The 13,965-nt window shown below is 75.5% G+C and carries 13 protein-coding genes; 7 read left to right on the top strand and 6 right to left on the bottom strand.

Going from position 1 to position 13,965, the window contains the following annotated elements; genetic code table 11:
• Positions 1-143: 143 nt before the first annotated feature.
• Together EMA09_RS00955 and EMA09_RS00950 are read left to right on the top strand one after the other, a co-directional pair.
• Positions 144-818 carry a ThuA domain-containing protein gene (locus EMA09_RS00955; RefSeq protein WP_129837940.1) on the top strand — a complete coding sequence of 225 codons (675 nt, stop codon included), beginning with the start codon at positions 144-146 and terminating at the stop codon, positions 816-818.
• A 31-nt stretch (positions 819-849) separates the two neighbouring features.
• Positions 850-1,359 (top strand): O-acetyl-ADP-ribose deacetylase, encoded by a 510-nt coding sequence (locus EMA09_RS00950; RefSeq protein ID WP_129837938.1) that lies wholly within the window; start codon positions 850-852, stop codon positions 1,357-1,359.
• On the opposite strand, the gene EMA09_RS00945 is transcribed toward EMA09_RS00950, so the two are convergent.
• Entirely contained in the window at positions 1,356-2,792 is a 1,437-nt protein-coding gene (locus tag EMA09_RS00945; protein ID WP_168220614.1) for an FG-GAP repeat protein, read from the bottom strand. The genes EMA09_RS00950 and EMA09_RS00945 overlap by 4 nt on opposite strands.
• 138 nt (positions 2,793-2,930) lie before the next feature.
• On the bottom strand, positions 2,931-3,992 hold the full coding sequence (locus tag EMA09_RS00940) for a questin oxidase family protein (protein ID WP_129837934.1): 1,062 nt from the start codon (positions 3,990-3,992) through the stop codon (positions 2,931-2,933).
• Positions 3,993-4,507: 515 nt separating this feature from the next.
• Here EMA09_RS00940 and EMA09_RS00935 point away from each other — a divergent pair.
• The 5 genes from EMA09_RS00935 to EMA09_RS00920 all read left to right on the top strand — a co-directional run bounded on the left by EMA09_RS00935 (position 4,508) and on the right by EMA09_RS00920 (position 9,465).
• Positions 4,508-5,452: a thiopeptide-type bacteriocin biosynthesis protein gene (locus EMA09_RS00935; protein WP_240796164.1), complete on the top strand. Its 945-nt coding sequence runs from the start codon at positions 4,508-4,510 to the stop codon at positions 5,450-5,452.
• Between the two features lie 2 nt (positions 5,453-5,454).
• Complete coding sequence (locus EMA09_RS28745; RefSeq protein ID WP_129837932.1) at positions 5,455-5,811, top strand: hypothetical protein; 357 nt, start codon at positions 5,455-5,457, stop codon at positions 5,809-5,811.
• A gap of 68 nt (positions 5,812-5,879) precedes the next feature.
• Positions 5,880-8,063, top strand: coding sequence for a lantibiotic dehydratase (locus tag EMA09_RS00925; protein WP_129837931.1), 2,184 nt, complete (start codon positions 5,880-5,882; stop codon positions 8,061-8,063).
• Positions 8,064-8,079: 16 nt separating this feature from the next.
• Complete coding sequence (locus EMA09_RS28125; RefSeq protein ID WP_168220613.1) at positions 8,080-8,223, top strand: hypothetical protein; 144 nt, start codon at positions 8,080-8,082, stop codon at positions 8,221-8,223.
• A gap of 66 nt (positions 8,224-8,289) precedes the next feature.
• Positions 8,290-9,465 carry a lanthionine synthetase LanC family protein gene (locus EMA09_RS00920; protein WP_129837929.1) on the top strand — a complete coding sequence of 392 codons (1,176 nt, stop codon included), beginning with the start codon at positions 8,290-8,292 and terminating at the stop codon, positions 9,463-9,465.
• Positions 9,466-9,483: 18 nt separating this feature from the next.
• Here EMA09_RS00920 and EMA09_RS00915 read toward each other — a convergent pair whose 3' ends face one another.
• The 4 genes from EMA09_RS00915 to EMA09_RS00900 are packed head-to-tail and all read right to left on the bottom strand — an operon-like array spanning position 9,484 to position 13,887.
• Entirely contained in the window at positions 9,484-10,125 is a 642-nt protein-coding gene (locus EMA09_RS00915) for a lactate utilization protein C (protein ID WP_129837927.1), read from the bottom strand.
• Positions 10,122-11,603 carry a lactate utilization protein B gene (locus EMA09_RS00910; protein WP_129843762.1) on the bottom strand — a complete coding sequence of 494 codons (1,482 nt, stop codon included), beginning with the start codon at positions 11,601-11,603 and terminating at the stop codon, positions 10,122-10,124. Before EMA09_RS00910 ends, EMA09_RS00915 begins: the two co-directional genes overlap by 4 nt.
• A gap of 20 nt (positions 11,604-11,623) precedes the next feature.
• Complete coding sequence (locus EMA09_RS00905; protein WP_129837925.1) at positions 11,624-12,376, bottom strand: (Fe-S)-binding protein; 753 nt, start codon at positions 12,374-12,376, stop codon at positions 11,624-11,626.
• 2 nt (positions 12,377-12,378) lie between these two features.
• A complete protein-coding gene (locus tag EMA09_RS00900) occupies positions 12,379-13,887 on the bottom strand; it encodes a rhamnulokinase family protein (RefSeq protein ID WP_276324149.1) in 1,509 nt (502 codons plus the stop codon).
• Between the last annotated feature and the right edge of the window lie 78 nt (positions 13,888-13,965).

Genomic DNA, 13,965 nt, shown 5'->3' with positions numbered 1-13,965 from the left:
AACGGAAGACCCGCCCGGTGAATATGCCCCGAAGGAAACCCGGGCGTGCCCGTGTTGCCGCGCTCCGTGGCTGACCGGCCCGCACACGGCCGCGACCGTCGCACACGAGCCCGCCGGGCCGCCCGTCCGTACGATGGGCTCCCATGAGCGCACCCCGCATCGTCGTGTACTCCCGCACCACCGGGTTCCGCCACGACTCCATCCCCGCCGGCGTCGCCGCGTTCCGCGAACTGGCGGCCGAGCGCGACATCGCCGTCACGGCCACGGAGGACGTCGACACTTTCACCGCCGCCCTGCCCGGCAGCCGTGCCGTCGTGTTCCTCTCGACCAGCGGCGAGGTCCTCACCGACGGCGCGCGGGACGCCCTGCGCGCCCACCTCGCCCGGGGCGGCGGCTTCGTCGGCGTGCACGGCGCGTCGACCACCGAGTACGACTGGTCCTGGTACGGCGAGAACGTCGTCGGCGCCGTCTTCGACGGCCACCCGCCGCTCCAGGACGGCACGGTGATCGTCGAGGACCGCGACCACCCCGCCACGGCGCACCTCGACGAGCGCTGGCGGGTCACCGACGAGTGGTACGACTTCACGAGCAACCCGCGCGGTCCGGGCGTCCGGGTCCTCGCGCGCGCGGACGAGACGACGTACAGCGGTGGGAAGATGGGCGCCGACCACCCGCTGGTGTGGTGTCACGAACGCGCCGGGGGCCGCTCGTTCTACACGGCGCTCGGCCACCGGGCGGAGTCTTACGGGGACCGGGTCTTCCGCCGCCACCTGCTGGGCGGCCTCCTGTGGGCGGCCCGCCTGTCCGAGGAGGCGTGACGGCACGGCCCGCCCTGCCATCATGGGCGGTATGACCACTCTCGTACGGGTCCGCGGGGACATCACCGAGCAGCACACGGACGCGATCGTGAACGCCGCGAACTCGTCGCTGCTCGGCGGCGGCGGGGTGGACGGCGCGATCCACCGCCGGGGCGGCCCCGAGATCCTGGCGGAGTGCCGGGCCCTGCGGGCCTCCCGGCTGGGCCGCGGCCTCCCGGCGGGCCGGGCCGTCGCCACGACCGCCGGGCGCCTGCCCGCCCGCTGGGTCATCCACACCGTCGGGCCGGTCCACTCCGCCACCGAGGACCGATCGGAACTCCTCGCGTCCTGCTATCGCGCGTCGCTGCGCGTCGCCGACGAACTCGGGGCGCGGACGGTCGCCTTCCCCGCCGTCTCCGCCGGCGTCTACCGCTGGCCGCTCGACGACGCCGCGCGCATCGCCGTGGAGACGGTGCGCGCGGCACGGACCCGGGTCGAGGAGGTCAGATTCGTGCTCTTCGGCGAGGCGGCCGACGCGGCGTTCGCCGCACGCCTCGGCTAGGGAGTCAGCACGCTTCCGAACCCGCTGCCCTGGGCGTCGAGGCCGACGTCGTCACCGCAGACGGCGGACGCGCCGTCGGCGGTGAGGCGCCCGTCACCGCCGGCGTCGGCGGTCCACACGCATCCCACGCCGTCCTGGCCCGGCGCGCCGACGGTCAGTTCGGCCCGGCCGTCGCCGTCGCGGTCGGCCAGCCGCACGGTGCGGCCGAAACCCGCCCCCGCCTGCACGGCCTGCCCGCCGCCGAACTGCCCCGCGTCGAACGTCTGGGCGCCGGTGCCGGTCGGGCCGCCGCCCGTGCTGTAGAACACGACGACCACGCCGGCGTCCGACTGCCCGCCGACGGTCCTGCCGGGGACGCCCACAGCCACGTCCGCGTATCCGTCGCCGTTGACGTCACCCGTGCTGACGGAGGCGCCGAACGCGTCCCCGTACTCGGCCTGCAGGCCGGCACTGCCCTCGTGCAGGCGGTAGGAGTTGGCCGCCGAAGGACCGCTCGACCAGCCCTTGAGGACGGTGATGTGGCCACCGACCGGCCACTGCGCGAGGCCGTCGTACGAGTTGCCGAGAACCAGGTCGCCGTAGCCGTCCAGGTTGGTGTCGGCGATGGCGGCCGATGTGCCCTGCGCCCGGTCGCCGCTGTTGAGGAACGTGCGGACCATCTGTCCGTCCACCCAGTTGTCCAGCCAGACCCGTCCGCCGGGCGAGTTGTCGGTGGGGCCGGGCAGCAGGACGCGTTCGGCCCAGGTCTCGTGGTCCACGGTGCCGGTGGCGCCCGGGACGCCGGGGGAGTCCTCCGTCAGGACCGACTCGGGCACTCCGTCGCGGGTGAACGGACCGTCGAGGAACGCGGAGGAGCAGGCACCGCCGACGCTGAGGTCCTGCGCGCCGGCGTTGGTCATCTCGTCGGCGAGCAGAGTCAGGCCCCACTGGCAGCTCTCGCCGGGGACTCCCACGGGGGGCACGGCGGTGCCCGCCACGAGGCCGTCCGGGCTTCCCCACATGATGGTCACGCTGCCGGTCTCCGGAGCGTCGCCGACTGTCTCGTACGGTGCTCCCACGGCCAGGTCCGTGTATCCGTCACCGTCCAGATCACCGGCGGCGACGCTGTGGCCGAAGGCGTTGCCGGCCGCCGCGGTGCCGGGGACACCGGGGCTGTCCTGCGTGAGCAGTTGGTGCCGTGTGCCGTCCGTGCCCGGGGCCGAACCGTAGAGGACGGTGACGGCGCCGGCGCCGGCCTTCCCCGCCACGCCGGCATCGGGTGCGGCGACGACCAGGTCGCCGTAGCCGTCGCCGTCGAAGTCGTCCGGGACCGGGATGACGGGGAGCGGGGTCCCGGGATCGGGTTCGGCGTGGGCGGGACCGGCGGCGAGAGGGAGGAACCCCAGGGAGAGGACGGTCGCGAGGGCGATCCGTCGGCGAGCGGCGTGCGGCACTGTGCACATCTCCACTTCGTGAAGCAATCATGGAGCCTTCGTGGGCGCCCTCACCCTAGGCCCGCCAATCCCGCCTGGCCAGAGGGGAATTGACCGCCCGTCCGAAGTCCGCGGTGCTGGGCGTGCGGACGGGGGAGTTCAGAGCCCCGGGGGGATCATGTCGACGGCCCGCAGTCCGGCGGCGAGCGGCAGGTCGTTTCCGGTCCCGGGGTTCTGTGCCAGGACGTCGAGCGCCGTGTCCGCCAGCTTGATCGCGTGCTCGTCCCCGTGGTCCGCCGCGCGTTCGAAGAGTCCGTCCGCCGTGATCCGCGCCGCGTCCGCCGGAGCCGGACGCTCCTCCGCCGGGGCGTAGGCGGCGACGATCCCCGCGCTCGCCGTCCAGGCCGCGGCCGTGCTCGCCGCCCACATCTCCCGCGGCAGGGCGGGCAACACCCGCAGGACGGCGTTCGGAGCGGTCGCCGCGTGCACCAGCATCACCGGGTTCCCGTGGGCGTGGGTCGCGTAGTGGCCGACGGCCGCGCCGACCAGCTCCCGCAGCCGCTCGCGGGCCCGCTCGGCGCCGCCGTCGCCGTCGGGCCAGGCGGGCAGGGCCGTGATCTGGCCGAGCCGGTGGTTCACGCCGCCCGAGGGATCGGGGACGCGCCGCACCACGCGCAGCGCCGCGTCCGCCGGGACCGGTGAGGGGAGCGGCGCGACGGCCGACGGCAGGACGCGGTGGCGTGCCGCCCAGTACCCGAGCGCGTGCGCCAGCTCCGCGACACGCGGCGCCGTCTCCCCGCCGTCGAGCAGCCCGCGCACCGCGTGCCCGACCCGGATCACCCCGTGCGTGGCGCTCGCGGTGATCCCCGGCAGCAGCCGCGGCCACCAGACGGCGAGCACCTCGCGCCACGGCGCCTCCTCGAGCTGCTCGGCGAAGTGGACGGACCAGTCCGTGAGATGGCGGGGATCACCCAGCGCCGTACGCCAGTTGTCGGCCGTCACCCGCCCGTACCGTCCCGGCCGGTCCTCCAGCCGGGGGCGGTACGCGTCCAGCCAGCGGTGCACGCGCGCGGCCTGCCCGTGCCGCACCAGTGCCTCCACCGCCATCGGTGCGTGGTTGCTCAGCCAGCCCTCGAACTCGGGGCCGGTCCGGTGCAGTCGCTCCCACGCCTCGTCCAGCGTGCCCGTCGTGTCGCCCGGCGGCGTTCCCTCGGTCGTCATGCCGCCAACCTAGGCACGGCGCGGCGGGACCGGAACGGCCGCGCGGCGCAGGCTTCGGGGCCTTTGGACGTACGTCGCGTGCCGCCCGCCCCGCCATGGCGACTACGACCGGGGACCCGGGCCGGGCGCCGGGGCCGTATGGCCGCGGGACCGGTCATTTTCGTCCCGTGATGGCGAAAAGACGGACGCGTGCGAGGAATTGCTCCTCGGTATTCTCTCCTGTTCCGCAGTGGTCCGCCGTGCCGCCTCCGGTATTCCTCGCGCTCCCGGTGATGCGCTCTTGCCGTGGCGGCGGTGATGTCCTGACGGTGCGTACGACCAGGCGTTTCGTGAGCCTCCCGGCCAATTCGCGGCATCCGTCGCGGCATTGTCCGAATGCCCCCGGCGCACTCTTGTCGATGATATGACCACTGTTTCCGCTGCTTTGGAGCGCGTGCGGCCGGGACAGGATGCAGGGCGAGATTCCGCCGCTCCCGAGGAGGCCCCGTGCTGCAGGTCGAGCGCCTCCTCGCCGATTGCGCCGACGACGCGCGCGCCGGGTCCTTCGGCGCCCTCCCCTCCCGGCCGACGGCGCCGGCTACGCGGCGGCGCGCCGGGCCTTCCTCGCCGCGGGGCTCGCGGCACTGCGCGAGCATCTGCCCGACGCGGGCTGGGTGCAGCTCAACCTGACGCCCGACGCGTCCGGTCCGGCCGGGCTCCACAGGCGGCTCGCCGCGGCCGCGGGGGAGACGCTGGGCAGCGGGCTGGCGCGCGACTTCTTCTTCATGCACAAGCCACCCGGGGTCCGCGCGCGGTTCCGCGCCGCGGAGCCGTCGCTGGCCGGCGACCTGCGCACCGTCCTCCTGCGCCACCTGACCCCCGATCAGGGGGCCGCGGCCGGTCAGCGGCCCGTCGCCACCGTGTACGAACCCGAGACGTACCTCTTCGGCGGACCCCGCTCGATGCCCCATGTGCACACCCTGTTCACCGCCGACTCCCTGGCCTGGCTCGACCTCCACACGGGCGCGGCCGGCGGGCAGCCGCCCGCGGCCTGGCGCGTCTCGCTGACGCTGCTGCGGACCGTGTTCGACCGGCTGGGCATCGACGGCTGGGAGCACCGCGGCGTGTGGCAGGCCGTGCGGGACGAGACGGGCCGCCGCCTGCCCGGCGGACTGCACGACACCGCCCTGCGGCGCGTGGCCGACGGCATCCGCGCCCACTGGGCCGAGGGCGCCGAGGCCCAGCTCGCCGCGCTCCCCGAAGCCTGGCGGAACGTCCTCGGGCCGCGGCTCGACGGCGTGGCACGGGCGGCGGAGCAGTGGCGCACCCGCTACTTCGCGTCGGGCGAGGCCACCGTCGGTCCGCGCCGTGCCGCCGCCCACCACGTGATCTTCCACTGGAACCGCGGCCTGGTCTCCACAGCACGGCAGTGCCTGCTCACCGAGGCACTCGCCGCCGACGGCCACGAGGGGACGGAGTGACCATGGGACACGCGCGGACCGGGGGGACGGCGCTCGGGGGGACGGCGCTGCTGCGGATCGCCGGGATGCCCTGCGACGCTTGGACGGCCGGCGCCGCGCCCCGCCTCTTCGACGCCGTCGCCGACCACGCCGCCGACACCGAACGGCTCGCCGCGCACGCCCGCGCGCTGGCCGACCGCCTCGGCGCCGAGGTCGTCACGCACCCGGCGCTGCCGGCGGCGGACCGCGGAGCCGTCCTCGCCCTCCGCCGGCGACTGCACTCGGGCGCCGCGCCGCGCCCGGCGGACTGCCGTCTGCTGCGGCACTCGCCCGCCGTGCCCCCGACCTCGCGGACCGGGCCGACGCCCTGCTGCGGCTGACCGCCGAGGCGGACGAGACCCTGGCCCGCCTCGGGCGCGAGGTCACGGCCGAGCAGGAACGCCTCGCCGTGCTCGCCTGGCGCACCGTGTCGTCGAGCCCCGTGATGCTCGCCTTCCTCGACAGCACGGCCCCCGGGCTCGCCGCCGAGGTCGAACGCCGCCTGGCGGCCGGGCAGTCCTGGTCCGACAAGCAGTTGCGCAAGCGCGCCGCGTACCTGTGGCGCCTCCTGGGCCGCGCCGCCGCCAAGACGACGCCCCGCGGCTGGGCCGGGCAGATCGCGGCGCTCCCGGTCGGCCCCGGGCACGACGGCGACGGGCGGCTCCTGCCCGACGGCACCGCCCTCGGCGCCCTCGCCGCCGTGGCCGTGGAGAACGTGCACCGTGTCCGCGCCCGGCAGACCGCCGCCGACCCGTGCGCCGCCGACCCGGAGACCCTGATCGCTCCCGTCCCTCTGCGCTTCACCGAGCCGGGCGCGTCCGGCCCGGGACACGTGCGCTGCTACGTCACCGATCCGGCCACGCCGGAGCGGCTCCGGCAGATCGTGCTGCGCCGCACCCGCGCCCTGGACACCGTCCTGACCCTCCTCGCGGACGGGCCGCGCCCGCTCGCCGAACTGGAGAAGGACATGCTGGGCGCGCTCGCCCCGGACGGCCCCCCGGCGGCGGCCCGCGTCGACGCACTGCACGGATTCCTGCGGCACCTCATCACCCGTGGTGTCCTGCAGATCTGTCAGGCACCCCGGAATCACTACGGCTCCTGGGTCCCCGAGGGCGACATCACGGCCTCCGGTGCCCTGCCGCAGCCACCGGGGGGAGCGGGACAGGGCGGCTGGTTCCTCGACGCGTACCGTCGCCTCGCCCCCGCCGCCGCGGTGTCCGCGCACGCCGCCGACCGTGTGGCGCGCGGCCTGCGGATCGCGGCGCGTATCGCCGCCCTGCGGGATGCGGACAACCCGCCGGACACGGCGCGCCACGAACGGCCGGAACTGGCCGCGCTCACCGACCACCCCCGTCCCCTCGCCGAGATCCTGGCCGAGGCGCTGTCCCGGGGCACCCGGCCGCCCGCCGCACGCCGCTACGCGGGCTGGTCCCCGGCCCGCGACCCGGACGGCGGCTACGCCCGCCTGCTGGACCACCTGGACGCCGCCGCCCGTTCCGGCGCCACGGGCGTCGACATCGACGACGCGCTGCTGGACAGCCTGGGCGCCCCCGCTGCCGATGACCACCTGCCGCGCTGGCCCCTCGACTGCCTGCTGCGCCCGCTCGCCCCACCGGACGGCAGCGGACCCGTGGCCGTGCTGGAGACCGCGTCGCCCGCCGGAGTGATCGACGCCCGGTTCGCCGACGGTCTCCGCGCGCTCCACGGCGGCTACGGCAACAGCGACGCCCACCGCGCATTCCTGGCCGCCGTCGAGGCCCGCACGGGCGTCCGGTTCGTCGACCTCCTCGTGCCCCCGCTCACCGAGCGCGCGGCCAACGCCGTGCGCCGCCCGCCGACCACCGGGTGGTGGACCGGCGACCCGGACCCCACGCCGTACTACGGACGGACCGCCGGCGACATGCAGTACCTCCCGCTGGACCGCATCACCCTGCGCCGCAGCCATGGACAGGTCATCGCCGAGGCGGACGGCCGCCGCATCGTCCCGGTGTACTGCGCCAGCCGGTCCCCCCTGCCGCCCTACGACACACTGGTCCGCATCCTGCTCGCAGCGGGCCACCGGGCGGCGTCGTACGTGATCCGGCTCGACTCCCTGGACGCCGCGTTCCCCGGGCGGCCCCGGCTGCCGCGTCTCACCGCGGGCGGTGACCTCGTCATCGCCCCCGCCACTTGGCGGATCGACGTGGAACGCCTGTGGCGGCGGGACGACGATCCGCTCACCAAGGTCCGCACGCTCGCCCCGCTGCGCCGCGCCGCCGGCCTGCCGCGCCACGCGTTCGTGCGCACGGCCCCCGGCGGGAAGCCCGTACCGGTGGACCTCGCGTCCCTGACCGCCGTCCACATCATCGACCGGCTGCGCGCCGGACAGCCGGGCCGTGAACTCCTCGTCGAGGAGATGCTGCCAGCCCCCGGCGAACTGCCGCTGCGCGACCCGCTGCACGGGGGCGCGGCCGTCGCCGCGCAGCTCGTGCTCCGTCTCCCGCACGACCGTGACGCCGCGTCGGCCGCCGCCGACGTCCCGGTGGGCGGCGACCCGAGAAACGTCCCCGGCCCGCCCGCGCGGCGGCCCGCCGGGGCGATCAACACCCGCTGAGAGAAAGGCACGTCCCATGCCGAACAACGACATCACCGAACTCGACACCCTCATCTCCGAACTGGACGAGCGGATCACCGAGAGCGAGCTGCCCGAGGCCAACGGCGGCGGCAGCGTCCTGTGCACGATCATCGTCTGCAACAGCGTTCTCTGCGCCTGACCCGCTCCAGGAGCCGCCCGCCACGCGCGGGCGGCTCCGCCCCCGGCCACCACACGAGGGAACGCGATGGCGCACGAGACGGCCGTACCGGCCACCGACCGCGACCACATCCACCGCCTCGCCGTCCGATACCTGGAAGCCCAGGCCGCCGCCCCCGGCGCGGCCGCGCACCCCGGCGACCCCGGCATCCCCGTCCTCGCGCACCTGACCGGCGACGACCGCGCCACACCCGCGGCCGTCGCCGCCTGGGCGCGCACGGCAGGCCGCGGCCCCGCCCACCCCGCCCTGCACGACGGGGGACTCGCGGGCACCCTCGTCGGTCTGCGCCTCGGCGCGCACACCCACCCCGCCCTGCGCACGGCCGCCGACCGGCTCGCCGCCCATTTCGGCGGACGCCTCCCCGCGTACCGCACACGCGACGTCGCCTTCCCCGACTACGACCTGATCTCCGGACCGGCCGGCACCCTGCTCGCCCTGTGCGCCATCGACCCCGCCCCCGAACTGCTGCGCCCACTCACCTCCCACCTGACCCTCCTGTGCGACGACCCGGAACTGCCCCGGCTGCGCACCGGGCAGTACGAGCGGCACCCGTATCTCTCATGGGTGCACGGCCGCGTCAACACGGGGATGGGCCACGGTGTCGCCGGCGTCGTCACCGCGCTGACGGCGGTCCTGCGCCGCACCGGTCCCGACGGGGCCGTCGCTGCCGCGCTCGCCCGCGCCACCCGCTGGCTGGCCGACCGGGCGTACACCGACGACCGCGGCATCCGCACCTGGCCGGCCGCCGGCACCGACCACCCGCCGGAGACCACCGCCCAGCCGCGCCAGGCGTGGTGCTACGGCGCCCCCGGCGTCGCCTGGGCACTGTGGGACGCGGCCGACGCCCTCGGCGACACGGCGGCCGCCGACCGTGCCGCCGCGGACTTCACCGCCCTCGCCGAGCGGTACGACACGTCGTTCCACCTGTTCGGGGACACCCCGGGCGACCGTCTCGGACTGTGCCACGGCGCAGCGGGCGTCCTGGCCGTCGCCGACGCCTTCGACCGCCACGCCCGCCTGCCGGCCGCCGCCGGCCTGAAGGCGCGCCTCATCCGTCACCTGACGGACGGTATCCCCGCAGAGCCGCCCACCGACTGGCCCGCCGACCTGCTGAACGGCTCACCCGGCGCACTCGCCGCCCTGCTCACCGCCACCAGCACGACGGCCCCCCGCACCTGGCTGCACTGCCTCGGACTGCGCTGAACCACGGGGGCGCCGCCCTCACGCGCTGACGAGGACGACCTCCAGGGTGCGGGGGCCGTGCACGCCCTCCACGCGGTCGAGTTCGATGTCGCTCGTCGCCGACGGACCCGAGATCCAGGTCTGCGGACGGCCGGGGACCAGCCGGGGCAGCGCGTGCGGCACCGAGTCCACCACCTGGTCCGGCACCCGCACGACGCACACGTGGTGGTCGGGGACGAGCGTGATCCGGCGGCGCCCCTGGTCGGGCGATCCGTCGAGGACGATCGTGCCCGTCTCGGCGATCGCCACCGCGCACCCCGTCACCACGCTGTCCACCGCGTCCAGGTCGGCCGGCGTCAGCTCCGCCGTGTCCTGGACGCGCCGCACGCCCTGCGGTGTCCGCGCCAGCCACTGCGCGGGCAGCGCGGGCGGCACCACGACGGAACCGCTGCCCCGCCGCGTCAGCAGACGGCCGATCAGCTCCGGGAGGCCGGCCGCGTCCGTCCGGTGGACGAGGGCGCGGTAGTCCGCCAGGTTCTCGGCGAGGGTCTCCACCGCGTCGGCGGGGGAGTGGGTGCGCAGATACTCGCGCACGACCGGTACGTCCCCGGGGTTCTCGTCGCGCGGCACGTCGGCGAGTGCCCTGCGTACCCGGCCGAGGACCGTCTCCCTGCTTCTCACCGCTCGCCTCCCGCCTTCCGCGCGGCCGGGCGCGCCCCGCCGCCCCTCTCCCGCAGCCACCAGTCGCGGAACGATTCCGCCGGCACCGCCGGGACGTCCCGCGTCGCCGTCCAGGCGCGCCCCGGTCCCGGCAGCCGCCGCGGGACGAGCCGGCGGCCCCGTCCGGCGAGCCGCTGCCCTGCCCGCAGCACCCCGGGGTGGTCGAGGGCCCACCGCGCCGCCCGCATGGCCGCGCGCTCCGCAGCGTGCCCCTTCGCCGGCGCGATCCGCGTCCGCGTGCCCCGGACCGTCACCTCACCGCCCTGCACCACGCGCTCCCGCAGGTGCACCAGCACTTCCGGGATGTCGATCGCCACGGGGCACACCTCGTAGCACGCGCCGCACAGCGACGACGCGTAGGGGAGGGACGCGTCGAGTTCGCTCGTCACCCCGCGGAGCTGGGGCGTGAGGATCGCACCGATCGGCCCCGGGTACGCGGACCCGTAGGCGTGGCCGCCGGCGCGCTCGTACACCGGGCACACGTTCAGACAGGCCGAGCAGCGGATGCAGCGCAGCGCCTGACGCCCGACGGTGTCGGCCAGGGTGTCCGAGCGTCCGTTGTCCAGCAGCACGAGATGGAAGTCGCGCGGCCCGTCCCCGTCGGTCGTCCCCGTCCACATCGAGGTGTACGGGTTCATCCGCTCGGCCGTCGACGAGCGAGGCAGCAGTTGGAGGAAGACCTCCAGGTCCGCCCAGGTCGGCACGACCTTCTCGATGCCGACCACCGAGATCAGCGTCTCGGGCAGGGTCAGGCACATCCGGCCGTTGCCCTCGGACTCCACGACCACCAGCGTGCCGGTCTCGGCGACCATGAAGTTGGCGCCCGAGATCCCGACCTTCGCCCGCAGGAACTTCTCCCGCAGGTGCAGCCGCGCCGCCTCGGCGAGGACCGCGGGCTCCGCCGTGAGGCCGTCGGGCGCGGGCCGGCCCCAGTCCGCCATCCGCTCGCTGAAGATGTCGCGGATCTCGTCCCGGTTGCGGTGGATCGCGGGCACCAGGATGTGCGAGGGCAGGTCGTCCCCGAGCTGCACGATCAGCTCGGCGAGGTCCGTCTCGTAGGCGCGGATGCCCTCGGCCTCCAGGGCGGCGTTCAGACCGATCTCCTGGGTGGCCATCGACTTGACCTTCACGACCTCGCGCTCGCCGGTCGCGCGCACGAGCGAGGTCACGATGCGGTTGGCCTCCCGCGCGTCCGCCGCCCAGTGGACCGTGCCGCCGGCGGCCGTCACCGCGGCCTCGACCTGCTCCAGGTAGTGGTCCAGGTGCCGCAGGGTCCGGTCCTTGATCGCCGCGCCCGCCGCCCGCAGCCGGCCCCAGTCGGACAGCTCGCGCACCGCGCGCGCCCGCTTGTCGCGGATCGTGCGGGTGGCGTGCGTGAGGTTGGAGCGCAGCCGCGCGTTCCTCGTCGACACGTCGGCCGCGCGCGGGAACGCCGGCATGCCCAGGTACGTTCCGCCGCTCACAGGGGCGCCTCCTTCGTGCTGGCCAGGATCTCGGCGATGTGCACGGGCCGCACCGGCGCGCCGAGCCGCGCGAGCGTGCCGCCGATGTGCATCTGGCACGAGTTGTCCACGGTGCAGACCGCCGACGCGCCCGTGCCCATGATGTTGCGGGCCTTGTCCGCGCCCATGGCGGCCGACACCGCCTCGTTCTTCACGGCGAACGTCCCGCCGAAGCCGCAGCACTCGGCGGCGCCCGGCAGCTCGCGCAGCTCCAGGCCCTCGACCGCCTCCAGCAACCGCCGCGGGCGGTCGCCGAGCCCCAGCATGCGCAGCCCGTGGCACGTCGGGTGGTACGTGACGCTGTGCGGGTAGTACGCCCCCACGTCGGTCACGCCCAGCACGTCCACCAGGAACTCGGTCAGTTCCAGCGTCCGCGGCACCACGGACTCCGCCACCCGCGTGAGCGCGCCGCCGCGCCCCTCCGCCTCGGCCTTCGCGCCGATGCGCGGGTAGTTGTCCCGCACCATCGCCGTGCAGGAGCCCGACGGCGTCACGATGTAGTCGTAGCCCTCGAACGCCCGGCCGAAGCGGCGGACGAGCGGCTCGGTCTCGTGCCGGTACCCGGTGTTGAACTGCGCCTGACCGCAGCAGCTCTGCGCCGGCGGGAAGTCCACCGTCACCCCGAGCCGCTCCAGCAGCGTGACCACGGCCCGGCCCGTACGGGGGTACAGCGTGTCGTTGACGCAGGTGACGAACAGTGCGACGCGCATTCTCAGTCCTTCCCACCGGTGGCGATCCTGGCCGCCGCCCGGTCCCACGCCGCGCGGTCACCCGACGGCTCATGCTGCCGCAGCGGCAGTCCCGCGCGCAGCAGCGCCCGCAGATCGGCGAGCCCGCCGTGCGCCTCGCCCGCGGCGCGCGCCTGCACCAGGACGTTGCCGAGCGCCGCCGCCTCGGCCGGTCCGGCCACCACCGGCAGGCCGCACGCGTCGGCCGTGAGCCGGCACAGCAGCTCATTGTGCGCGCCACCGCCCACGATGTGCACCGTGTCCACGTCCTTGCCGGACAGCCGCTGCGCGTCCTCCACGGCCGCGCGGTGCGCGAGCGCCAGGGAGTCGAGGACACAGCGCACCGTCTCCGCGCGGTCGCGCGGCACCGGCTGCCCCGTACGGCGGCATGCGTCGGCGATCCGCTCGGGCATCCGGCCCGGGGGGATGAACGCGGGGTCGCCCGCGTCCACCACGGAGCGCAGGGGCTCGGCCCGAGCCGCCGCTTCGAGCAGCGGCGCCAGGCCCGCGGGGCCGTCGGCGACCGACCAGTCGCGCAGGCACTCCTGGAGCAGCCACAGGCCCATGATGTTGCGCAGGTAGCGGACGGTGCCGTCGACGCCCAGCTCGTTCGTGAAGTTGGCCCGGCGGCTCTCCTCGGTCAGGACCGGGGCGTCCAGTTCCACGCCGGCCAGCGACCAGGTGCCCGTCGCGATGTACGCGAACCGGTCGCCGGCGGCCGGGACGCCCGCGACGGCCGACGCCGTGTCGTGCGAGCCGACCGCCGTCACGGGGACGCGGCCGGTGAGCCCCGCCTCCGCGAGGACGCCCGGCAGCAGGTCGCCCGCCGCGTCGCCCGGCACGCGCAGCGGCGGGAACAGGCCGAGGTCGATGCCGAGGGCGCGCGCCACCGTGCCGGACCAGTCGCGGGTGCGCGGGTCGATGAGCTGGGTCGTCGAGGCGTTGGTCAGTTCCGTGCCCGCCTCGCCGGTCAGCCAGTACGCGATCAGATCGGGTATGAGCAGCAGACGGTCGGCAATGGTCAAAAGTGGGCTGTTCCGGGCGGCGACCAGTTGGTACACCGTGTTGAACGGCAGGTGCTGGAGGCCCGTCGCCGCGTACAGCTCTTCCGGTGGGACGACGGCGGCCACCCGCTCCGCCGCGCCGGCCGTCCTCGTGTCCCGGTAGTGCACCGGGTTGCCGAGCAGCGCGCCCGAGGCGTCCAGCAGGCCGTAGTCCACGGCCCAGGAGTCCACGCCGACGCCCGCCAGTTCCCCGGACGCGGCACGCCCGGCCTCCCGCAGGCCGTCGAGCACGCCGCGGTGGAGCGCCAGGACGTCCCAGTGCAGTGTCCCGCCCACCCGGACCGGCCGGTTCGGGAAGCGGTGCGCCTCCCGCAGCGTCACCGTGCCGTCCCGTACCGCGCCGAGCATCACCCGCCCACTGGACGCCCCCAGGTCGACCGCGGCGAACGGGCGGCCGGGGGATCGGGAAACAGCGGCGGACGAGGACACTTCTCACCTCGGATCAGTCATGAACAGTCGACAAAGAACGCCGGCGGGCGGGCGGCGAGCCGGTGGCGGCGGGCCGCA

It is taken from the genome of Streptomyces sp. RFCAC02 (genome assembly GCF_004193175.1).
Classification (GTDB): Bacteria; Actinomycetota; Actinomycetes; order Streptomycetales; family Streptomycetaceae; genus Streptomyces.
The sequence above is the reverse complement of the archived record's forward strand: the minus strand, read 5'-3'. Positions and strand labels throughout refer to the sequence as shown.